The sequence below is a fragment of the Pseudoclavibacter sp. Marseille-Q434 genome (assembly GCF_050315415.1).
Taxonomy (GTDB): Bacteria; Actinomycetota; Actinomycetes; order Actinomycetales; family Microbacteriaceae; genus Pseudoclavibacter.
Map to the genome: position 1 here is coordinate 390,254 of NZ_JBNPQH010000002.1, position 20,125 is coordinate 410,378.

At 68.7% G+C, this 20,125-nt stretch carries 23 protein-coding genes and 1 pseudogene; 8 read left to right on the forward strand and 16 right to left on the reverse strand.

Going from position 1 to position 20,125, the window contains the following annotated elements; all coding sequences use genetic code 11:
* Positions 1-59 precede the first annotated feature (59 nt).
* From ACQFZP_RS08725 to ACQFZP_RS08775, 11 genes are all read right to left on the reverse strand, one after another.
* Positions 60-1,046, reverse strand: coding sequence for an alpha/beta hydrolase (locus ACQFZP_RS08725; RefSeq protein ID WP_307852795.1), 987 nt, complete (start codon positions 1,044-1,046; stop codon positions 60-62).
* Entirely contained in the window at positions 1,043-2,311 is a 1,269-nt protein-coding gene (locus ACQFZP_RS08730) for an ABC transporter substrate-binding protein (protein ID WP_211891063.1), read from the reverse strand. The genes ACQFZP_RS08725 and ACQFZP_RS08730 overlap by 4 nt, the downstream gene beginning before the upstream one ends.
* Before the next feature lie 148 nt (positions 2,312-2,459).
* Positions 2,460-3,092: a TetR/AcrR family transcriptional regulator gene (locus ACQFZP_RS08735; RefSeq protein WP_211891064.1), complete on the reverse strand. Its 633-nt coding sequence runs from the start codon at positions 3,090-3,092 to the stop codon at positions 2,460-2,462.
* A 212-nt stretch (positions 3,093-3,304) separates the two neighbouring features.
* Positions 3,305-4,519 carry an acetyl-CoA C-acetyltransferase gene (locus tag ACQFZP_RS08740; protein WP_307852796.1) on the reverse strand — a complete coding sequence of 405 codons (1,215 nt, stop codon included), beginning with the start codon at positions 4,517-4,519 and terminating at the stop codon, positions 3,305-3,307.
* Positions 4,516-5,172, reverse strand: coding sequence for a CoA transferase subunit B (locus ACQFZP_RS08745; RefSeq protein ID WP_211891065.1), 657 nt, complete (start codon positions 5,170-5,172; stop codon positions 4,516-4,518). Before ACQFZP_RS08745 ends, ACQFZP_RS08740 begins: the two co-directional genes overlap by 4 nt.
* On the reverse strand, positions 5,172-5,990 hold the full coding sequence (locus tag ACQFZP_RS08750; protein WP_211891066.1) for a CoA transferase subunit A: 819 nt from the start codon (positions 5,988-5,990) through the stop codon (positions 5,172-5,174). The genes ACQFZP_RS08745 and ACQFZP_RS08750 overlap by 1 nt, the downstream gene beginning before the upstream one ends.
* A complete protein-coding gene (gene pcaC / locus ACQFZP_RS08755; RefSeq protein ID WP_283245165.1) occupies positions 5,983-7,230 on the reverse strand; it encodes a 4-carboxymuconolactone decarboxylase in 1,248 nt (415 codons plus the stop codon). Before pcaC ends, ACQFZP_RS08750 begins: the two co-directional genes overlap by 8 nt.
* On the reverse strand, positions 7,227-8,453 hold the full coding sequence (locus tag ACQFZP_RS08760) for a lyase family protein (RefSeq protein ID WP_211891067.1): 1,227 nt from the start codon (positions 8,451-8,453) through the stop codon (positions 7,227-7,229). Before ACQFZP_RS08760 ends, pcaC begins: the two co-directional genes overlap by 4 nt.
* A gap of 2 nt (positions 8,454-8,455) precedes the next feature.
* Positions 8,456-9,037, reverse strand: a complete 582-nt coding sequence (pcaG, locus tag ACQFZP_RS08765; RefSeq protein WP_211891068.1) for a protocatechuate 3,4-dioxygenase subunit alpha — start codon at positions 9,035-9,037, stop codon at positions 8,456-8,458.
* Entirely contained in the window at positions 9,030-9,833 is an 804-nt protein-coding gene (gene pcaH, locus ACQFZP_RS08770) for a protocatechuate 3,4-dioxygenase subunit beta (RefSeq protein WP_211891069.1), read from the reverse strand. Before pcaH ends, pcaG begins: the two co-directional genes overlap by 8 nt.
* Entirely contained in the window at positions 9,830-11,092 is a 1,263-nt protein-coding gene (locus tag ACQFZP_RS08775; protein WP_211891070.1) for a 4-hydroxybenzoate 3-monooxygenase, read from the reverse strand. Before ACQFZP_RS08775 ends, pcaH begins: the two co-directional genes overlap by 4 nt.
* Positions 11,093-12,008: 916 nt before the next feature.
* Between ACQFZP_RS08775 and ACQFZP_RS08780 the strand changes: the two genes are divergently transcribed.
* Positions 12,009-12,356: a hypothetical protein gene (locus ACQFZP_RS08780; RefSeq protein ID WP_211891071.1), complete on the forward strand. Its 348-nt coding sequence runs from the start codon at positions 12,009-12,011 to the stop codon at positions 12,354-12,356.
* Between the two features lie 477 nt (positions 12,357-12,833).
* Complete coding sequence (locus tag ACQFZP_RS08785; RefSeq protein ID WP_211891072.1) at positions 12,834-13,325, forward strand: hypothetical protein; 492 nt, start codon at positions 12,834-12,836, stop codon at positions 13,323-13,325.
* A gap of 89 nt (positions 13,326-13,414) precedes the next feature.
* On the opposite strand, the gene ACQFZP_RS08790 is transcribed toward ACQFZP_RS08785, so the two are convergent.
* Positions 13,415-14,038: a hypothetical protein gene (locus ACQFZP_RS08790; protein WP_211891073.1), complete on the reverse strand. Its 624-nt coding sequence runs from the start codon at positions 14,036-14,038 to the stop codon at positions 13,415-13,417.
* A 45-nt stretch (positions 14,039-14,083) separates the two neighbouring features.
* Positions 14,084-15,079 carry an arsenic resistance protein gene (locus ACQFZP_RS08795; RefSeq protein WP_307852797.1) on the reverse strand — a complete coding sequence of 332 codons (996 nt, stop codon included), beginning with the start codon at positions 15,077-15,079 and terminating at the stop codon, positions 14,084-14,086.
* Positions 15,080-15,176: 97 nt separating this feature from the next.
* Here ACQFZP_RS08795 and ACQFZP_RS08800 point away from each other — a divergent pair.
* The 4 genes and pseudogenes from ACQFZP_RS08800 to ACQFZP_RS08815 all read left to right on the forward strand — a co-directional run.
* A pseudogene (locus ACQFZP_RS08800) lies at positions 15,177-15,266 on the forward strand (MerR family DNA-binding transcriptional regulator); the annotation flags it as partial.
* A gap of 28 nt (positions 15,267-15,294) precedes the next feature.
* Complete coding sequence (locus ACQFZP_RS08805) at positions 15,295-15,603, forward strand: helix-turn-helix domain-containing protein (RefSeq protein ID WP_307852798.1); 309 nt, start codon at positions 15,295-15,297, stop codon at positions 15,601-15,603.
* A 141-nt stretch (positions 15,604-15,744) separates the two neighbouring features.
* On the forward strand, positions 15,745-16,296 hold the full coding sequence (locus ACQFZP_RS08810) for a TetR/AcrR family transcriptional regulator (protein ID WP_146080702.1): 552 nt from the start codon (positions 15,745-15,747) through the stop codon (positions 16,294-16,296).
* Complete coding sequence (locus ACQFZP_RS08815; RefSeq protein WP_104310623.1) at positions 16,293-16,853, forward strand: dihydrofolate reductase family protein; 561 nt, start codon at positions 16,293-16,295, stop codon at positions 16,851-16,853. The genes ACQFZP_RS08810 and ACQFZP_RS08815 overlap by 4 nt, the downstream gene beginning before the upstream one ends.
* Positions 16,854-16,912: 59 nt before the next feature.
* Here the strand turns inward: ACQFZP_RS08815 and ACQFZP_RS08820 are convergent, their stop codons facing one another.
* Complete coding sequence (locus ACQFZP_RS08820) at positions 16,913-17,872, reverse strand: GlxA family transcriptional regulator (RefSeq protein ID WP_211891077.1); 960 nt, start codon at positions 17,870-17,872, stop codon at positions 16,913-16,915.
* Positions 17,873-17,996: 124 nt separating this feature from the next.
* Here ACQFZP_RS08820 and ACQFZP_RS08825 point away from each other — a divergent pair, with 124 nt between their 5' ends.
* Both ACQFZP_RS08825 and ACQFZP_RS08830 read left to right on the forward strand, forming a co-directional pair.
* Positions 17,997-18,635, forward strand: a complete 639-nt coding sequence (locus tag ACQFZP_RS08825) for an isochorismatase family protein (protein WP_211891078.1) — start codon at positions 17,997-17,999, stop codon at positions 18,633-18,635.
* Positions 18,636-18,644: 9 nt separating this feature from the next.
* Positions 18,645-19,490 carry an HAD family hydrolase gene (locus ACQFZP_RS08830; RefSeq protein WP_211891079.1) on the forward strand — a complete coding sequence of 282 codons (846 nt, stop codon included), beginning with the start codon at positions 18,645-18,647 and terminating at the stop codon, positions 19,488-19,490.
* Here the strand turns inward: ACQFZP_RS08830 and ACQFZP_RS08835 are convergent, their stop codons facing one another.
* Together ACQFZP_RS08835 and ACQFZP_RS08840 are read right to left on the reverse strand one after the other, a co-directional pair.
* Positions 19,491-19,649, reverse strand: a complete 159-nt coding sequence (locus tag ACQFZP_RS08835) for a hypothetical protein (protein ID WP_211891080.1) — start codon at positions 19,647-19,649, stop codon at positions 19,491-19,493. It lies immediately after the preceding gene.
* A 112-nt stretch (positions 19,650-19,761) separates the two neighbouring features.
* Positions 19,762-20,025: a hypothetical protein gene (locus ACQFZP_RS08840; protein ID WP_211891081.1), complete on the reverse strand. Its 264-nt coding sequence runs from the start codon at positions 20,023-20,025 to the stop codon at positions 19,762-19,764.
* Positions 20,026-20,125: the final 100 nt, after the last annotated feature.

The window sequence follows — 20,125 nt, forward strand, 5'->3', positions numbered from 1 at the left end:
CGCCGGGTTCTCGATGGGTGGATGGAAAGGGAAAGCGGGAAGAAAAGCGGGCTGGGCAGCTAGGCGCCGAGCCACTCGCGCATCGCGGCAAGGGTGCGGTGCGCGCCGGCATCGGACGGCTCGTCGATGTGTCCGTGGTGCGAGTCGAGTTCGAGGCGGTACTGCGCGGCGACGCCCGCGCGCTCCAAGGTCCGGACGAAGGCCTCGGCTGACGGCACGAACGCGTCGCGCTCGCACGCGACGACAAACGTCCTCGGAAACCCGCGCCCGTTGCCCCACCCGGGGAACACCTGCGGGTCGGTCAAAGCCGCGAGGGATCCTGCGAAATTCATCGTGAGGCCGTCGAGGTGCGCAGCCTTCGGTGCCACCGCGGTCGGGTCGGTGGGATCGGGATGCAGAGCGGGATATACGAGGATCAGCCCGGCTGGCACGGGACGTTCCGCGTCGATGAGCCGCTGCACGGCCCCCGCGGTCAGCGTTGCTCCGGCGCTTGCCCCACCGAGTACGAGCCGGTCGCCGGGGACACCCAGCCATTCGAGCGAATGAGACCGAGCCTCCTCCCACCAGGCCAGCACGTCGTCGGACGGGACCGGGTAGTGCACTCCACGCACACATTTCGTGTAGTCGATGGACAGCACCGGGACGCCCCGGGATGCGAGTTCCAGAGAAGTCCAATTGGCTTCGGGTATGTCGAGGTGGCCACCCAGGAAGGCGCCGCCGTGGGCCCAGACGAATCCGACACCAGCTGCTTGCGCGGTCTCATCGACGTAGATCCTGCCAGGCAACGGACCGTTCGGCCCGTCGAGGGTCACGTCTATCGTCGCAACGGCACCAAGGTGGGGGAATCGACGAACGAGCGAGTCAGCGTCGATGTCATCTCTCGGATCTGTGGGCTCACCGTTGCGACCGATCCACTCGATCATGTCGGCCACCGGAAGCCGGCGGAACTCCGCCGAGGTGATCTCGGACGCGGCGTTCTCGGGCATAGCGGCATCGGGCGCAGCATCCCCTGGCGTCTCGAGCCCGACGGGGCTGTCGGCCGTCACTTCGAGTCCCAAGCCGCGTCGAGCTCACCCAGCAGCCCGTCGACCGACTGCTGGCCCGTCAACAGGGCCTGCACTCCGGAGCCGAGCTTGTCGAAGACCGAAGGGTTGCTCCAGATGTTGACCGGGAACTGCGTGTACTGGCCATCCGCGATGAGCTGAGCGACCGGGGCATAGGTAGAGTTCGTGAGGTCGATGCCATCGATGCCCGTGATGGGGATCGTGCCTGCCGCATCCGCATAGCCTTCAGCGTTCTCCGGCTCGGCGAACCAGTCGAGGAACGCCTGTGCGGCTTCCTTGCGCTCGGACGCCTCACTGATCGAGACGGCGTAGTCGGAACTCGCAAAGATGAAGGGCTTCGCGCCCTTCGGAGCGGGGAACGACTCGACGACGAGCTCGGCTTCAGGCGAGCTCCGTCCGAGCTCGACCGCCGCGCCGCCAGGGATGAACGCGCCCAGGGACGTCCCTTGACCGATGCCGTTCACGATCGCGTCGAATCCGCTGCCCTCTGCACCGGCCTGGAAGCATCCGGCATCTTTCATGTCGATGATGAGCTGGAGGGTGGCCCTCCACCCTTCAGTACCGGCGAAACTCACCTCTCCAGCTGCTCGCTGCGCATCCCAATCGGGATTCTCGGCGTACACGTTGGTGGCCGCGATGGTGACCGCGGCGATGCCGCCGTTGATCGGAACGGAGCCTGCGAGCGCAAAGAGAGACGTTCCACCGTCGAGCGCCGCGCAGGTCTCGAGCAGCTCTTCGCTCGATTCCGGGTACGTGACGCCAGGCGTCTCGTTGAAGACCGTCCCCGTGATGCTGATGTCGGTGGGGTGACCGAACTGCTCGCCGTCGACGAAGAACAGCGGCTTGCTGCCCTCATCCACCAGCGCCGCGTTGGTTTCGGCAAGTGGCGCGAGCAGGTTCGCTTGCGCCAAGGAGATCACGGAGAGCGTCGTGCCGGATCCCGGCGTCGCCATGATCACGTCCGAGGCGTTGCCGCCTTGGAGCTGGGTCCGGAGGACACTGTCGTAGTTCTCCGAGGGGATCGGGTTCAGCGTCACCGTGACACCAGGATTCGCTTCCATGTACCGCTCGGCGAGCGCCGCATACGGGCTGTTCTCAGTGGATGGGTAGGAGAAAGAGAAGTCGAGCGAACCTGCGCTCGGCGTGGAGGCGGTGCTGTCGCTGCAGCCCGCGAGCGCGACGACCACGGCGACGGCGGTGAGACCTGTCGTGACTCGGGTTCGGGCGGGAGTGAGCGTGGGGGGCATGGTCCAGTCCTTGACGTCGGTGTCGTGGCGAACGCGTCTGGAGCTGACGGACGGCGGTGTCCGTCCAGGCGAACGCGTCCTGGGCAACGCCAATGTAGCACTAATCCGAATGAGAATTCGGATTTTGTTCTCGTTGTTCGGGCGCCCACTACTCCGAGGCGCCGACCGGACCTTCCCCCGCCTCGAGGAGCAGACGGGCAGTGCGGATCAGGTTCTCGACGAGACGCCGCTGACCAGCTGCGCTCTGGGGGGTCGAGGACTCAAGGTATTGAAACGTTGCAGCATCCAGGACCTCGTACACCCATGAGCGCCACGAGTCAGAGGAGGGCGCGACCACGACGTCCGAAGCTCGCTCGAGTGATCCCATGATGACTTCACGCATCTCGCGCCAGGCGGCAGGACCGGCCGCATCCAACTCCTGCTGGGCCGCCGCGAGCTGCACCAGCGACCGGAGGGTCGGGGCGCTCGATGCCATTCCCTGCACGTAGGCGTCCACTATCGATTCGACCGTGGCCGCACCATCCGCCTCAAGCGCCGCGAGCACGGCCACCATCGAGGCCTGGATGCGAGCGAGCTCCTCCTCCTGCACGGTGCGCAACAGGTTCGCGCGATTGCCCACCCTGCCGTAGATGGTGCCGACCGAGACCCCGGCCCGCTCACTCACATCGGCAATGGTGACCCCGGCCGCACCATGCTCGGCCATGAGGGAGAGGGTGGCGGCCCTCACACGGGCGAAGGACTCGCGACTCCGCTGCTGCCTCGGCTGCGCGATGCCATCCATGGAACCCCCAGAGCGTCACCTGCCGCCGAACGCGATGCAGGTATGGCCGCCAATGATTCCACACGGCGGCACGCGAGCCCTAAGAGCAGGCAGCGGGGCGGGAATCGAGGTGCAGGCAAGCGCTCCCCCTCGTCTCGGGATGGGTTTCTCGCTTCGGGATGGGCTGCAAGCCATCCGGAAGCGAGAAACCCATCCCGAAACTCGCGCCGCGGCTACACGCGCTCGAAGACGGCGGCGAGGGCTTGGCCTCCGCCGATGCACATGGTCTCGAGGGCGAGGCTGGCGTCGAGGGCGGGCAGCTCGTTGGCGAGGGTCGCGAGCATCCGGATGCCGGTGGCGCCGATGGGGTGCCCGATGGAGATGCCGGAGCCGCGCGGGTTGAGGCGAGGGTCTTCGGCATGGATGCCCCAGTCGGCGAGGCACGCGAGCACCTGCACGGCGAACGCCTCGTTGAGCTCGATCACATCGAGATCGCCCAGTCCGATGCCTGCACGCGACAGTGCAAGCGAGGTCGCCGGCACCGGCGCGACGCCGAACAGCCGCGGGTCGTTGCCGGCCACCGCCCACGAGACCAACCGGACCGAAGGGGTCAGCCCCAGCTCAGCGGCCCGCGCAGGCGTCGTCACGATGCACGCGGCGGCCGCGTCGTTCTGCCCGCTCGAGTTGCCGGCGGTGACGGTGGACGCGGGGTCCTTCTTCCCGAGGATCGGCCGCAGGCGGGCGAGGGCCTCGATCGAGGAGTCGGCGCGCGGATGCTCGTCCCGGTCGACGACGACGTCGCCCTTGCGTCCGGGCACCGTCACGGGAATCAGCTCGGCGTCGAACGCACCGGACTCCTGCGCCGCGACGGCGCGCTCGTGCGACTGCAGGGCGAAGCGGTCCTGCGCCTCGCGAGAGATGTCGTACTCGGCGCGCAGCAGCTCGGCGCTGCCAACGTTGCCGTCGGGGCTCGGGTAGTTGACGCCGCCCACCGTCTCTCGTCCGCGGGCGAGCGCGTCGTGGAGCATGAGGCCGGCGGGCGGGGTGCCGCGGCGACCCTGCTCCGTATAAAGAGGCGCGTTCGACATCGACTCGGCGCCGAGCGCGACGACCAAGTCGGCGACGCCCGTCTGCACCTCCATGGCCGCGTTCATGACGGCCTGCAGGCCCGAGCCGCAGCGGCGGTCGAGCTGATACCCGGTTGTGGTGATGGGGAAGCCAGCATCCAGTGCCGCCACGCGCCCGAAGGCCGGCGACTCCATGGAGGGGTAGCCCTGCGCGGCGATGACCGAGTCGACCGCATTCACGTCGAGGCCGCTGCGCGAGACGAGCGCTTTGAGCACGGCGACGCCGAGGGCACGAGCAGACAGCGGCGCGAGCGAGCCGCCGAGGCGCCCGACCGGCGTGCGCAGGGGCGAGCAGATGACGACCTCGCGCAGCTCGGTCACGCCGAGACCTCCTGCAGCGAGTCGGCGACCGTGAACGCGGCTCCGGTCGCATCCCGAACCTCGTCGACCGTCACACCGGGTGCGAGCTCGATGAGCACGAGCCCCGAGTCCGTCACGTCGAGGACGGCCAGGTCGGTGATGATGCGGTCGATGCAGCCCTTGCCCGTGAGGGGCAGGGTGCACTGCTCGACGATCTTCGGCGAGCCGTCCTTCGCGACGTGCTCCATGACGACGAGCACGTGCTCGGCGCCGTTGACGAGGTCCATCGCCCCGCCCATGCCCTTGACCATCTTGCCCGGCACGGCCCAGTTGGCGATGTCGCCCGCGGCGGAGACCTGCATGGCGCCGAGGACGGCGTTGGTGACGCGGCCGCCGCGGATCATGCCGAAGCTCGCCGCCGAGTCGAAGAACGACGCGCCAGGCAGCACCGTGACGGTCTCCTTGCCCGCGTTGATGAGCTTCGGATCGGCCTCACCCTCCCACGGGTACGGGCCGACGCCGAGGATGCCGTTCTCCGAGTGCAGCACCACCTCGATGCCGTCGTCGATGTAGTTCGGGATGAGCGTCGGCAGCCCGATGCCGAGGTTCACGTACGAGCCGTCCTTGAGCTCCTTGGCGGCGCGTGCGGCCATCTCGTTCCTGGTCAGCGGCATCAGGCGTGTCCCCTCGAGTCGGTGGATGAAGTGGGTGCGCCAGCGGCTTCGCGCGGCCGGACGGTGGTCTTCTCGATGGGCAGCTCGCCCGCCTGCTCCGCGCTCAGCACGATGACGCGGTCGACGTAGATGCCGGGCAGGTGGATCTCATCCGGGTCGAGCTCGCCCGGCTCGACGAGTCGGTCGACCTCGGCGATCGTGATGCGTCCGGCCATGCCCGCGAGGGGGTTGAAGTTGCGGGTCGACTTCTCGAAGATCAGGTTGCCGTGGCGGTCGCCGACGGCGGCGCGCACGAGGCCGAAGTCGGTGCTGATGGCGGTCTCGAGCACGTATTCCTTGGCGGCTCCGAAGACGTCGAAGGGGCGCTGCTCCTTGGGTTCGCTGACGAGGCCGACGGTGCCGTCGGTGTTGTAGCGGATGGGCATCCCGCCTTCCGAGACCATGGTGCCGGCGCCGGTCGCCGTGTAGAAGGCGGGGACGCCGACGCCGCCCGCGCGCAGCCGCTCGGCGAGCGTGCCCTGCGGGGTGAGCTCGACCTCGATCTCGCCGGACAGGTACTGGCGCGCGAACTCCTTATTCTCGCCGATGTAGCTGGCGATGACGCGGCGGATGCGCCCCTCGGAGAGCAGCTCACCTAGGCCCCAGCCGTCGACCCCGCAGTTGTTGGAGACGACCTCGAGGCCGTCGACGCCGAGCGCCTGGATGGCCCGGATGAGGGTGATCGGCACACCGGAGAGGCCGAAGCCTCCGACCGCGAGCGACGATCCCGCCGGGATGTCGGCGACGGCCTCAGCCGCCGAGGCGTAGGTCTTATCCACGTTCTGCTCCTTCGTTGGGGCTGGATGCTTGAGTGTCTGCGGTACCCGCGGCGTCGAGGCCCGCGAAGACCTCCTTGGCGATGCCGAGGGCGCCGTTGGCGGGAGGCAGCCCGGCGTAGAGGGCCGTGTGCAGGATCACTTCGGCGATCTCGGCGCGCGACAGGCCGTTGGTGAGGGCGGCGCGCACGTGCATCCGGATCTCGGCCTCGTGCGACCCGGTGACGAGGCTCGCGAGCGTCGCGATGGACCGCTCGCGGCGGGACAGCTCGTCGCGCGCCCAGATCTCGCCCCACGCGTAGCGGGTGATGAAGTCCTGGAACGGCGCCGTCTCTGCGGTTGTGCCGGCGACGGCCCGGTCGACGTGCGCGTCGCCGAGCACCTCGCGGCGCACGCGCATCCCCTGCTCATGCGCGGCGGCCTGCGTCGACTGGCCCTGCGAGGCGGATGCGCGCAGGTGCGTCGTGAGGAGGCTGGCGGCGGCGTCCGGGTCTTCGAGCGCCGCGAGGTGGGCGGTGCCCGCGATGGTCGAGTGGTAGCCGTTCGGGATGCGCTCGGTGAGCGCCTGCATCGCCTCGGGCGTCGTGACGGCGTCGTGTTCGCCGCTCACGACGAGGGTCGGGGCGCGCAGGGAGCCGAGCGAAGCGGTGCGGTCGAAGGCGGCGAGCGCCTCGTTGCAGCGCGCGTACGACTCGTCGTCGATGTCGATGAGCGTCGAGAGTGACCGCGCGGCGGCCGAGAGGGGGTTCTGCTCGAGGAAGCCGGGCGCGAACCAGCGCTCGGCGCTGCCCGTGACGAGCGACGCGGTTCCGGATGCGCGCACCGCGGCGGCGCGCTGCTCCCAGCCCTCGGTGGTGCCGATTTTCGAGTCGGTGCAGAAGAGCGCGAGGCTCTTCACGCGGTCGGGATGCGCGAGGGCCAGCTCGAGAGCGACGGCCCCGCCCAGCGAGAGCCCGGCGAGGTGGAACGCACCGCCCCCGGCTTCCTCGACGACGTCGAGCACCGCATCCGCCAGCTCGGCGATCGTGAACGGCTCCGCCGTGGCCGGGCTGGAGCCGTGGCCGGGGAGGTCGAGGCGCAGGATGCGCAGCGTGCTGCCCGGCGTCGAGGCGCGGAGGGCCGCGACGGTGCCGTCCCAGAGCGCCATGGTCGTGCCGAGCGATGGGAGCAGGACCAGCAGCTCGTTCTGCGACGCGGGCTGGGTGCCGGGGGCGAAGGCACCCCTGAGGCGTGGGATCGTCATGCCGTCTCCTCGCTGTTCGTGTCGTCGTCGGTGTCACCGTCGTGGCCGTTGGCCGACTCCCGGTACAGGAACCGGCTGATGGCGGCATTCACGACCCGGTTGGCGGCCTGCAGCGTGACCTGGTCGGCGCCCGCGACGGCGGAGTCGGCGAGGTGGTGGCGTGCCGTCTCCCGCTCGACCGTGACGCGGTCGAGCGACGCGGCAAGCCGCCTGGCGGAGACGCTGGCGAGCTCGAGGAGGCGGCGCAGCGCATCCCACTCGGCATGCCATTCGCCGGCCGGTCGCTCGTCTTGCGAGACCGCAGCGGACGCGACCGTCGCCAGGAGGCCAGGTGCCTGCAGCGCGTTCGAGACGACGACGATGGGGGCGACGGGGTTCTGCTTGTGGGGCATCGCGGACGACGTGCCGCCGCCGCCGAGCGAGAGCTCGCCGACGCGCTCGCCGGAGGCGGTGACGAGGTCGCGGCCGATGCGGCCGAGCGCTGTGCACACGGCCGTGGCTGCGCTGGCGACGGCGAGCACGGGGGTGCGCTCGGCGTGCCAGGCGCGGCGGGGGTCGTCGAGGCCGAGGCCGGCGGCGAGGTGCGCTCGCAGGATGCTGGTGGTCTGCGCACCGGACCCGAGGCGGTCGGCCGCCTCGCCGGTGCCGACCGCTCCCCCGAACTGCACGGGGAAGGCGAGGCCGTCGATGGCGGCGATGGCGGAGGTGACGCCGTCGAGCCAGCCTGCGAACTGCACGCCGATCGTGCTCGCGGCGGCCTGCCGGCCGAGGGTGTAGGCGACGCGGGGCGAGCGGCGTTCGGCGTCGGCGAGGCCTTGGAGGCGGGTGCCGGCGACGACCAGGTCGGCGCGCACGGCCGTGAGCGCGTCGCGCGCGTGCAGCATGCTCGCGGAGTCGACGATGTCCTGGCTCGTCGCGCCGGCGTGCAGGCGCGGGGCCTCGATGCCGGCCGAGGCGAGGGATGCGCGCAGCTGGCGCACGAGCTCCGGCACGATGACGCCGTCGGCTTCGATGCCATCGCGCAGCGCAGCGGCGTCGAGGTCGGCGACTTCGACGGCCGTCGCGGCCGCACTGGCGTCGCGGGACTCGAGGGACGCCCATGCGCGCAGCAGCTCGGCCTCGACGACGAGCATGCCCCGCACGAGGCTCCCGAGCTCGCCGGATGCAGCACCGCCGGTGCCTGGTCCAGGGGCACCTACCTGGCGGGAGCCTGCCTCGACCACGCTCACAGCTCCTGTCCGAAGTCGAAGAACACGGTCTCGCCGTCGCCTTGGAGGCGGATGTCGAAGCGGTAGCTGCCTGGCGCATCCGGGGTCGCGATGAGGGTCGCGCGGCGCTCGGGGGCGAGGCCCGCGAGCACGGCGTCTCCCTCGTTCTCGGTCGACTGGTCCGCGAAGTAGGCGCGGGTGAAGAGGTGGTGGAGGAGGCCGCGCGCGAAGATCGTGACGAGCAGGTAGGGCGCTGCGCCCGCATCCCGTCGTCCTGGCTTGATGGTCGTGAACGAGTAGTGGCCGTCCCGGTCGGCGGGGGTGCGTCCGAAGCCCGTGAACGTGTAGCCGTCGCGCTCGAGGCTGCCGCGCTGCGCGACCGGCTGGCCGTCGGCGTCGAGACCCCAGAGCTCGAGGATCGCATCCGGAACCGCCTCACCCGCTCCGTCGGTGACGGTGCCGTGCAGGCGGATCGAGTCGGGTCGCCAGGGTGCGGCGATCTCGCCGCCGCGCTCGTAGGGCAGGGCGTAGCCGTAGAAGGGGCCGACGGTCTGCGACGGGGTCTGGCCGAGCGGCGTGGGAGTTGTTGCCTCAGGCATGGTCGTCGTCCTCCGGTTCCATCCACGTGGACTTCGAGCCGGTGAGCACGATGTCCCACCTGTAGCCGATCGCCCACTCGTGCTCGCTGACGTCGTGGTCGTAGTTCGCGACGAGCCTCGCGCGCGCGGCGGGGTCGACGATGGACTGGTAGATGGGGTCGAGCGCGAAGAGCGGGTCGCCGGGGAAGTACATCTGCGTGATGAGGCGCTGCGTGAACTGCGTGCCGAAGAGCGAGAAGTGGATGTGCGCGGGCCGCCACGCGTTGCGGTGGTTCTTCCACGGGTACGCGCCGGGCTTGATGGTCGTGAAGCGGTACTCGCCGTCGTCACCCGTGATGATGCGGCCGACGCCCGTGAAGTTCGGGTCGAGCGGGGCGGGGTGCTGGTCGCGTTTGTGCACGTAGCGGCCGGCGGCGTTGGCCTGCCAGATCTCGACGAGCTGGCCGCGCACGGGGCGGCCTTCGCCGTCGAGGATGCGGCCGGAGACGATGATGCGCTCGCCGATGGGTTCGCCGTTGTGCTGGATGGTGAGGTCGGATTCCTCAGCCGCGACGTCCGTATGCCCGAAGGCCGGCGAGACGAGTTCGATCTCCTCGGGGTCGGCGCGCACGAGCTGGTGCGTGGGGTGGCGCAGCGCGACGGAGCGGTACGGGGCGAAGTCGCGCAGCGGGTGGCTGCGGGCATCGTCGGCGTGCGCGGTGTGCATGTCGGCGATCTGCTGGGAGATGAACGATTGCGTGACGAGCGAGCCGACGGGGCCGTCGAGCGTCTCGGGTCGTTCCTGCCCGGCGATCATCGTGCATCCACGAACGGGAGGCCGGCGTACTGCTCGGCGAGGCTGACCTGGGCGGCGTGCGAGGAGGTGACGTAGCGGATCTGTCCGAGCTGGCGCTGGAAGTCGAAGGCGCTCTGCTCGGCGGAGCCGTCGGCGGGGTGCACGTGGAGCATGTCGGTCATCCACTGCGAGAAGTGCTGCACCTTCCACTGCCGGTCGAGGGCCTTGTCGCTGTACTGCTCGAGGCCGGTGTCGTCGCCGGCGTAGTGGGCTTGGAGGGCTTCGGCGAGGAGGGCGACGTCGGCGATGGCCGAGTTGAGGCCTTTCGCGCCGGTGGGTGGCACGATGTGGCCTGCGTCGCCGACGAGGTAGAGGCGGCCGTAGTTGAGGGTGGAGACGACGAAGCTGCGCATGGGCAGGATCGACTTCTCGGTGATGGGGCCCTCGGTGAGGGTCCACCCCTCGGTGCCGAGGCGCGTCTGGAGGGCGGCCCAGATGCGTTCGTCGCTCCAGTTGGCGATGTCGTCGTCGGGGCTGACCTGCAGGTAGAGGCGGGAGACGGTGGTGGAGCGCATGGAGTGCATGGCGAAGCCGTCGCGGTGGAGGGCGTAGATGAGGTCGTCGGTGGAGGGGGCGACGTCGGCGAGGATGCCGAGCCACGCGAAGTCGTAGACACGTTCGGCGACGTCGAGGGTGCCTTCGGGGAAGGTGCGGCGGCAGACGCCGTGGTAGCCGTCGGCGCCGATGATGTAGTCGCAGTCGAGGGTGATGCGCTCACCGTCCGGGGCCGTGTAGGCGAGGGAGGCGCGGTCGCCGTCGTGCGTTGATTCGATGCGGGTCGGCTGCACGTCGGTGGCCTCGAAGATGAGCTGCGAGCCGAGGCGTTCGTGCTCGGCGACGAGGTGGTGGACGAGCGCCTGCTGGCCGTAGACGGTGACGGTGCGGCCGGTGAGCTCGGCGAAGTCGATGTGGTGGCGCTCCCCCTCGTGCTGGAGGTAGATGCCGTGGTGGGTGAGGCCGTTGGCCTTGAGGTCGGCGTCGAGGCCGAACTTGGCGAGGAGGTCGACGGAGTCCTGTTCGAGCACGCCGGCGCGGATGCGGCCGAGCACGTACTCCTTGTCGCGCGCCTCGAGGATGCGGTAGTCGATGCCCGCCTGGCCCAGGATGTGTCCGAGCAGCAGGCCAGCCGGCCCAGCTCCGATGATCGCCACCTGCGTGGACTGGCGTGCGCCGGTTTCCGCGCTCTGGGCGACCTGGCTGGGGCTCTCGTCGCTCGTCATCGAACGCCTCTCGTCGTTGGGAAGGATGAGACGAGTGTGCGGGGCGAGCGAATGCGATGGGCGGGGGTTTCCACTGAGTGGAAGTTTCGAGAAGGCGCAAGGGCGGGCGGATGGCGAGAACGAGGCGTCTTTCATGCCAGCTCAGCGCTGTCGCAAAACCGACGGCGGCTACGCGTTTTCGTCGCCGAAGTTGTGACACATAGTTTTGAGAATCGAGCCGCGCGGACCCGCGCGGAATCTGGGCCGGGGGACACTCCAGGGGTGAGACGTCTCGAAACCCTAGGGTTTTGCGGCTCCGATGGACGCACGTTCGCTGCGTCAGTGAGTTGGGTGCCAGGGGTGGCAGTGCCGGGCTGTGCTCGAATCGCGGACTGCTTCACCTGCTACGTTTCGCGCATGGGAACGAATGGCGAGCACAGTGCGTTGACCAGCTCGGACTTGCCAAAACTTCACACGGTGAATCCGGGCACTGTGTTCACCAGCTCCGATGGCAGGGTCTGGCAAGCGGGGCCGGGTAAGTGGGAGCTCCGAGCAACGGGTGCGGGTTCCGGGTTCGCTAGGAACAGGCGACGCGCTCATGTGCTGTACGGGGTCACGATTGTCTGCCTGGTTGTCCTCATCTTCACTGCACCCCTAATCGATGACTACTGGGGGCGAGTCTTCTTCAGCTCGACCTTCGTAATCCCCTTAGCGTGCGGGTTCTGGTTCAGTCGTCGCGCGTCGAAACCCGGGAGCGACGACTAAACACAGCCAAGTGTGGCCATCCATGGTCGTGGCCGTCGGCATCTGGGGAGTGAGGGCGACGTGCGGATGGAATCGATGTCGCACAGCGAGTCGTTGCTCTCCGGTGAGACATCTCAAAACCCATAGGTTTCGCGAAACGGGGTGCTGTCGGGTTCTCGGTCATGATGTTGTGATGGTGGGCCGCGAACCGAAGAAGCGCATTCTGCGCCTGGCCTCCAGCCCGCCGCGGCAGGGAGATGCGGGCTCGCCGGCATGGCCCCACGACGTCGACTTCGTGCTGAGCGAAGACCGGGTGTGGACTATCGGGCTCAGCGAGGGCGTGGGCCACGGCTCTGCCGGTCGCGTCATCAGCGTCGACGAAGCCCTGCAGACGCGCTCACTGGCGCACGTTGTGAAGGCCGACGGCAGCTGGCTGGTTCCGCACCTGCGGCGACTGCATGCTGGCGGGCGAGTCACCGAAGAGGAGCTCGTCGAGGACTACCTCAGTCGGCACGGCCGCCTTCCGCGAGTAATTGCCTAGTCGGAGCATCACGGCGACGGCCTCGTAGACTCCCACCGACCGAGAACGCTGTGCGAAGGAGGCGCTTGTGCTGCCTGACCGAGATTTTCGTGGTCCCGCGCTGACCTGGATCGAGAATGGGTGCGGGTCTTGCCGTGCCCGGTGGGAGCGTCGCGACGCGCGTGAGCCACGCGAACTCGGCTCGGTTCCCCTCCAGATGTCGGAGTACTTCCGCTGCGCCGTTTGCGGCGCCTACTGGGAATCAGGAGTTTCGAATCCACACGAGATCACCGCCGAGCAGGCCCGCCTGCGAGTCCCGGATCTCGCGGATCGGGAACGAGCCGCGGGGCTCAGGTAACCGCGCGCGCAACCCGGCAGGTCGATGATTGGCAACTTCGTGAGACGGACCGGGAGCCGTGAGTGTTCCACCTCGCGGCGGGCACCAACAGTCGAGTTTCCTCGGCGAGCGCATGAGCTGAGCCCGTATGATCACGCCTCGTGAAGAGCGTGAACGTTTCGATGATCGTCGATTCCAGCTCGTGGTGGGACAAGGCCGTCGAAGTGCCCAACATCGATCACGAACCTGCCGGACACGCGACCTGGCTTCGGGACCATCCATCGGTCTTCGACACCGACCACGACGAGACGCTCCTGTTCGTGGAGACCGGACGCGGGGTCTCCCGGTGCGGAACGGCCGACGACTTCAGGCAGGACGTCCTGTTCGAGAACGTGCCCATGGGGTACACCAGCCTGACGCTGCTCGAGAAGCGCGCGGTTGTCATGGGTGGTCGCGTTGCGCGTCTGTGGCCTGGTGAACGTCGACCGGAGGGATACGTCGCGGGCACGGTGGATGCGGCGGGGCGGCCTCTCGGGGCGGGTCACGATTCGATCCTCTGGCACAGCATCCACCGCGCGCTGCGATGGTCGGCGATCGTCCCGGATCGCCCGTTCACCGTCGGGGCAGTGCGCAGCTCGCAGGCCTGGCACTGATCGCCGTCGGCTCAACTCGACCGCATCCGCATCCGCATGCGGCTGCGGGTCAACCGGATTGGTGAGCCCGTTCGACTCGTCTCAGCTTCTTAGCCTGCGACCCACGGAGCCGTGAGGCCCGCACGGAGGGCACGATCGAGGTCGTCGAACGGACGACCGCTGAGCACGATGAGGGGCGCGTTGCGGGTGGTCTTCCGCCTGCTCCCCCAGGTCATTCCGACGAACGCCAGTTGGTCGGCGTCGGCGGTCCAGATGAAGACGACGCCGTCACCTCCGCGGGTCTGCTCCGGCAGCGGCACGTACCGGGTCGGGTCGCCGGATGTGAACGCCGCGTGGAGCCGCTCGAACGCGTCCGGGCTGAGCGCGTGGTACCCTTCGAAACGCTTTCGGAGTGGCGTGCCGGTCTGCTCGCGAACCCACACGCGCGTCCAGGCCCCAGTGATCGCCCCGACCGCGAAGACTCCGAAGGTCACGGCGAGGATGATGATCGCGATGGGAAGAACCCCCAGCCCCCGCATCGCCTGATATCGCGGGCGCGACGCTTCCTCAGCGCTCTCCTTTGAGTACTCCATCAACCCGGCGAAGTTCACCACCGCGAACACCACCGCTGCCATGCACAGCAGGAGCGCACCCGTCGCCACGATCGTGCGTGGCAGGGAACGCCGAGAGACGAAGCCAGGAATCCGCGAAAACGTCGCGTCGTAGAGAGCCACACCTCAGCATCCCAGGTCTGCAAGCCTGCTGCCTGAGCGCGTCGGTCAGCTGCCGAACGAGCCCAGCGGCGCCTGCTCCCCCACTCGTTCTCGCGTGATCCTGGGGAGGATGCGCACGAGGGCGACCATGCCCACGAGTTCGACGAGCGTCTGCGTCACGACGACCACCGGAGCCAGCGCGAGCGCTGGTGGCAGGGCGAGCGCGAGTGGCAGCACGACGAGGGAGTTGCGAGTGGCACCGCTGAACGCCAGAGCTCGCGTCGCGGGAACGTCGAGGCGGAAGACTCGTCCGACCAGGAGGCCGACGAACACCATGATCACGAGGAACGCGACGTAGATCGGCACGAGCATGAGCAGCTGCGGCCCGGCAGCACCAACCGCTCCGGCTTGGGATGCGACGACCGTGAAGAGGGTCGCCATCATGAGCGGCACCATCAGGTTCAGCATGCTGCGCTCGATCACCCGACCGCTGCGGCGTCGTTTCGCGAGGAGCTGGACGAGTGCGGCGGCACTGAGTGGCACCACGATCAGCAGCAGGAAGGCGCGCACGAACGGGCCGACCTCCACCACGGCCACCCCATCCGGGCCGAGGAAGATCAGCAGGTAGATCGGCAGGAGCAGCATCTGCGCGAGCATCAGCAGCGGGGCGGCTGCCAGCAGTCGGTCGGATGCGCCGCCCGCGAGGCCGGCGAACACGATCACGTAGTCGATGCACGGCGTGAGGAGCACCAGCAGCACCCCGAACAGCAAGGCCGGCTCATCCGCCACGAACCTCGAGAGTCCGTATGCGACGAGAGGCACGATCACGAAGTTCACGACTCCCACGGCCCCGAGGAAGCGACCATCGCGAAGTGACCTGCCGATGGCCGCGAACGGGACGCCCAGGAACGTCGCGAACAGCAGCAGCGCGAGCACCGGCTCAATCGCGAGTTCGAGGTGGTGCGCCCCGGGAGCGAGGAGGCCGAGCGCGCCGCCAGCTGCAATCGCCGCGAGGTACAAGGCGATCTGGTGGCGCTCCAGGACTGCGACGAGGCGCGTCACGAGACGGGGTTCGAGGTGAAGTTGATGGGCACGACCTGACGGTAGACGTTCGAGCCGCTCGAAGGTCAAGCCCGCTCCGCGCTCGTAAGCTCCCGGCATGCGTATCTCTGAGGTCAGCAAGCGGAGCGGGATCAGCGCGACCGCGCTGCGCTACTACGAGAGCATCGGCCTCGTCACACCCCACCGCTCCAGCAACGGCTCATTCGGGCGAGGCCGTGGTCGAGCCCCGGATCACGAAGCAGCTGATAGACCACTACGCCTCCGGAGGCTCGCATCTGCACCCAGAGAGCCCTGCGAGCCCCGTGGACGACGACCCGAGCTATCCGCTCGACCCGCTCAGCCCGCGCGAGCTCGAGGTGTTCGCGTGCGTGGTCGCCGGGCTCTCCAACGGTGAGATCTGCGAGACGCTCCACCTCTCCCCCGCCACGGTGAAGACGCATGTGAACCGCATCTTCGCCAAGCTGCACGTCCGCGACCGAGTTCATGCGGTCATCCTCGGGCACGAGCTGAAAAGGCGACGGTAGGGGCGGGGGCAGCACGGACAACTAGCGAGAAACGATCGTCCCCCGGTGGTATCGCCGGGTTGGGCCTCGCGTGTCCCAGAGCGACGTGTGCCGATGCGGTGCGCACCCATCTCAGTTAAGAAACGCGTGTACACTAACTTCATGGCCCGCCCGCGTCGACTCGAAGATGAACAGCTGCTGGCTCGGATCGTTGAGGCTCTGGAGCAGCGCACCGACTTCAGTCCGTGGTCGCTTGCGGATGTTGCCCCGGCGGCCGGTATCGGCGCCTCGGGCTTGGTCAAGCGCTTCGGCTCGAAGGCGGGGCTCGTCCAGGCCCTCACACGGCGGTGGGTCGAGCTCATCCCACAGGGACCTCCGCCCGCCGGAGTGGACCCTGGCGACGCGCTCCGCGAGTACGTGGGGCGCGAATTCGGCGCTGGCTCGGCGGCAGGCGCCCTGTACGCCCTGTCGGAGATCATCGGGGAACTTCGAGACCCGATGCTCAGCGCGCTGCTGGCGGAGGGCTGGGAGAGACAAGCCACCCGACTCGCTGAACTCCTCGAGGCGATGGACCTTCCGCGCCTCGCCGACGCGCGGGCCGGAGGCGCGGTGCTGCTCGATGCCCTGCACGGGTCCCTGCTGCGCACCGCAGTGAACCGCGAACCGGTTTCTTCCCTGATGACCCTCGATCGATTTCTGGAGATGTGGAAATGAATTCTCGTACTTGGCGCGGCCGCGTCTTCATCGGCGTGAGCGCAGACGGCAAGATCGCGCGGGAGGACGGCACACTCGAGTGGCTGACCGACCCGTCGCCCCGACCGCACGCGGTTAGTGGGAACAGCGACCGCCCCGCACTCGTCTGGGAGACATTCTCCCCGACCATCGACACGATCGTCATGGGGCGTGCAACGTACGAGTCGGTGCTGGGCTTCGACGGGTGGCCGTTCGACGGGAAGCGGGTGATCGTGCTCACCTCACGAGCAGCGGTCGAGGATGCGCGCGTGACGAGGGCCGAGTCCGTCGACGAGGCGACTCGACTCCTGGAGGAAGGCGGAGCGGCGGAGGTGTACATCGACGGTGGCCGCACCATCCAGTCGTTCCTTCGCGCAGGCCTCGTCGACGAGATCACCCTGTCGGTTGCTCCCATCATTCTCGGCTCTGGGCGATCACTCTTCGGTGCCATCGACGCCGACGTACTCCTCACGGTCCGGGGCAGTCATGCCACCGAAGATGGCCTCGTCCGAACCACGTACGACGTGACGACCCGGTGAGCTCAGCCGCTCGAGCCCGCACCGCCCATTCGTGGAACTGAGCAACCCTCACCGACCCGTCACACACCATCCCCCGCTCCCTCACCGAACCGCCTCCGGTAGCTCGACGGGGTGCTCCCGAATGCGGCCGCGAAGTTCTGCCGCAGGGTGACGGGGCTCCCGAATCCGCAGGCGGCGGCGATCTGATCGACGGACAGCTCGCTGGTCTCGAGGAGGGTTCGCGCCTCGTCGAGGCGGCGCGAGCGCACCCACGCGGCCGGCGTCGACCCCGTCTCCTCACGGAAGGCGCGCACGAAGGACCGCTCGCTGAGGTGCGCCGCTTCCGCGAGGCGCGCCACGCTGAGCTCCTCGGTGAGGTGCTCGAGCACGAACGCGCAGGCGACCGCGATCGCTCCCCCACTCGAGTCGGCGGGCACGGGCCGCTCGATGTACTGCGCCTGCCCACCCTCCCGATGAGGCGCGACGACCAGGTGGCGCGCGACGCGGTTCGCGACCGCCGACCCCAGCCGCGTGCGCACGATGTGGAGGCAGGCGTCGATACCGGATGCGGTGCCCGCCGAGGTCATGACGTCCCCATGGTCGAGGTACAGCGCGGACGGCTCCACCGAGATCTCCGGGTGGCGCCGCGCGAGCTCCTCGGTGCTCTTCCAGTGCGTCACGGCGCTGCGCCCGGCCAGCAGGCCCGCATCCGCGAGCGCGTTCGCGCCAAGGCAGAGGCCCACGATCGGCACCGCTCTCGTGTGACGTTCTTGGAGCAGCTCCGCGAGCGCGGGGCTCGGCGCGACTCCATCCTGAATCCAGGAGGGCACCACGATGAGATCAGCGTCGCGAGCACTGTCGAGCCCCTCGATGCCACCGAGCGTGTAGCCCTCCGACGTCGTCACCGAGCCTGCATCCTCGGAGAAGAGGGACGTCTGCCACGGCGCCGCCCCACTGCGCGCGACCTCGTCGAACACCAGATGCGGCACCGAGAGGTGGAACATCGAGGCCCCAGCGAAGGCGTAGACCGCGATCTTCATGCGTTCCCCTTTGCTTGGCGTGATCTCATCGTAAGCGTGCATTCCTGCCAGTGGCACCACGAGTCGCGGCGGCAGAACATGGAGGCACGGCGCGTGCCGTCACCAACGTCTGGAGCAGAAGATCATGACCTCCCCTCGCAGAGCCCTCGTCCTCGTCGACGTGCAGCAGCAGTACTTCTCGGGCCCCCTCGAGATCCAGTTCCCACCGCTGGCCGAGTCCCTGCCCAACATCGCCGCCGCCATCGACGCGGTGGTCGATTCTGGAGTCCCGGTCGTGGCGGTCCAGCACACGGCCGGCGACCAGGCGCCCGTCTTCAACCCCACGACGCCCGAGTTCGCCCTGCACCCAGAGGTGGAGCAGCGTCGGCAGCCCGAGTGGAAGAGCGTCGTCAAGCAGTACGGCTCGGTCTTCGCCGACACGGACCTGCTCCCCTGGCTGCGAGAGCAGGACATCGACACGATCACCCTCGTCGGCTACATGACCAACAACTGCATCATCGCCTCGGCCGTCGAAGCGGAGGCGCACGGGATCGCCGTCGAGGTGCTCTCGGATGCGACCGGCGCCATCAACATCGCGAACAGCGCCGGCTTCGCCCCGGCCAAGACGGTGCACACCACGCTCATGACTCTGCTGCAGTCGAACTTCGCGGCTGTCGCGACCACCCACGACTGGACGCAGGCACTCGCCGACGGCCAGCCGCTCGCGAAGGACAACCTCCCTTCATCGGCGATGTTCGGCGCAGAGCTCGCCGCGCGCGGGTAGATTTCGGTGGTGGATGCACCCAGGACGACCTCACGGCGGGCGGTGTTCCTCGACATCGACGGCACCCTGACGACGGACCTCGGCGAGGTGCCGGAGTCGGCGCACGCCGCCATCAAGGAGGCGCAGGCCAACGGGCATCTCGTGTTCCTCGCGACGGGGCGCAGCCCGCTGGAGATCGACCCGCGGGTCGAGGCGGTCGGCTTCGACGGCATGGTCGCGGGGGCAGGCGCGTACGTCCTCTACGAGGGGTCGTGGATCGTCGACAAGCATCTCAGCGAGGCGGAGGCGACCGCCCTCACGCGCGCCCTCGACGAGCTCGGCGTCGACTACAGCCTGCAGGGTCGGCACGCCATGCACACGACGGTCGGGCACCGGTCGCGGATGCGGCGCATCCTGACCCAGCTCGGGTTCAGCGACTTGGAGGAGTCGGGGCTGAGGCATCACGTCATCGACTCCGGCCCACTGGAGCTCGACCGGACCGCGAAGGTCGTGTTCAGCAGTGACGACCAGACGACGTTCGACCGGGTTCAGGCGCGGCTCGGCACCGAGTACGCGATCGTCGGCGGCACCATGCCCGGTCTCGGCACGGGCGGCGGCGAGATCTCCATGCTCGGGGTGCACAAGGCGGCGGCCATCGAGACACTGTTGCCATCACTGTGCCTCGGTATCGAGGATGCGATCGCCGTCGGCGACAGTGGCAACGACCTCGAGATGCTGCTCGCCTGCGGTGTCGGCGTGGCGATGGGGAACGCGACGCCCGCTGCCAAGGAAGCCGCGGACTTCGTCACCTCGTCCGTCGACGACGACGGCCTGCACGCCGCGTTCGTGCACCTCGGCCTCATCGAGGGCAGCTAACTAGCCAGCAGCGTCGAGCACCTCCCGCAGCTTCGCCGCGAACGCCTCAGGCTGGCCGGCGTAGCCGAACTCGCCACCCATGAACCCACCGTGATGGCTGGGGACGACCGTCGGTTCCTGCCCGGGACGCTCGGCGACGCCAATCGCGGGCCCGATCATCACGATCCTCCACCCTCTGGATGCGTGAGGCGTCGCGTCCGAACCCTGCGGGCGTGCGGCAAACCGCTGAGGCCCCTTCAGCGGAGCGAAGATCCGTCGATCCGACGCGTCGTCACGAGGTGTAGAAGGTGACCTTCGACCAGTAGCGGCCCTTCGCGGCGTCGTATGCGCAGGGCGTGTACAGCGCCGCCCGGTACCCGAAGGACCAATTTCGGATGTACGACTTCGCCGCCTGAGTGCACGAACCCGGAGTGGAACCCCACACATACTGATAGGAGGTCGCCGCTTCTGCGGCGGGGGCCGCTGCGACGTTAGCGCCTGCGCCGACGCCGACTGCTAGGGCGAGGCTGGCGGCGATGGTGAGGATCTTTTTCATCGGGGGACTCCTTCGGCTCGGTGGTCTCGAGTATGCGCCGTGCTGCCGACGCTTGCCATAGTGAGAAGTCCCCAATCCGCCGTGACCACAGCGCGGAACC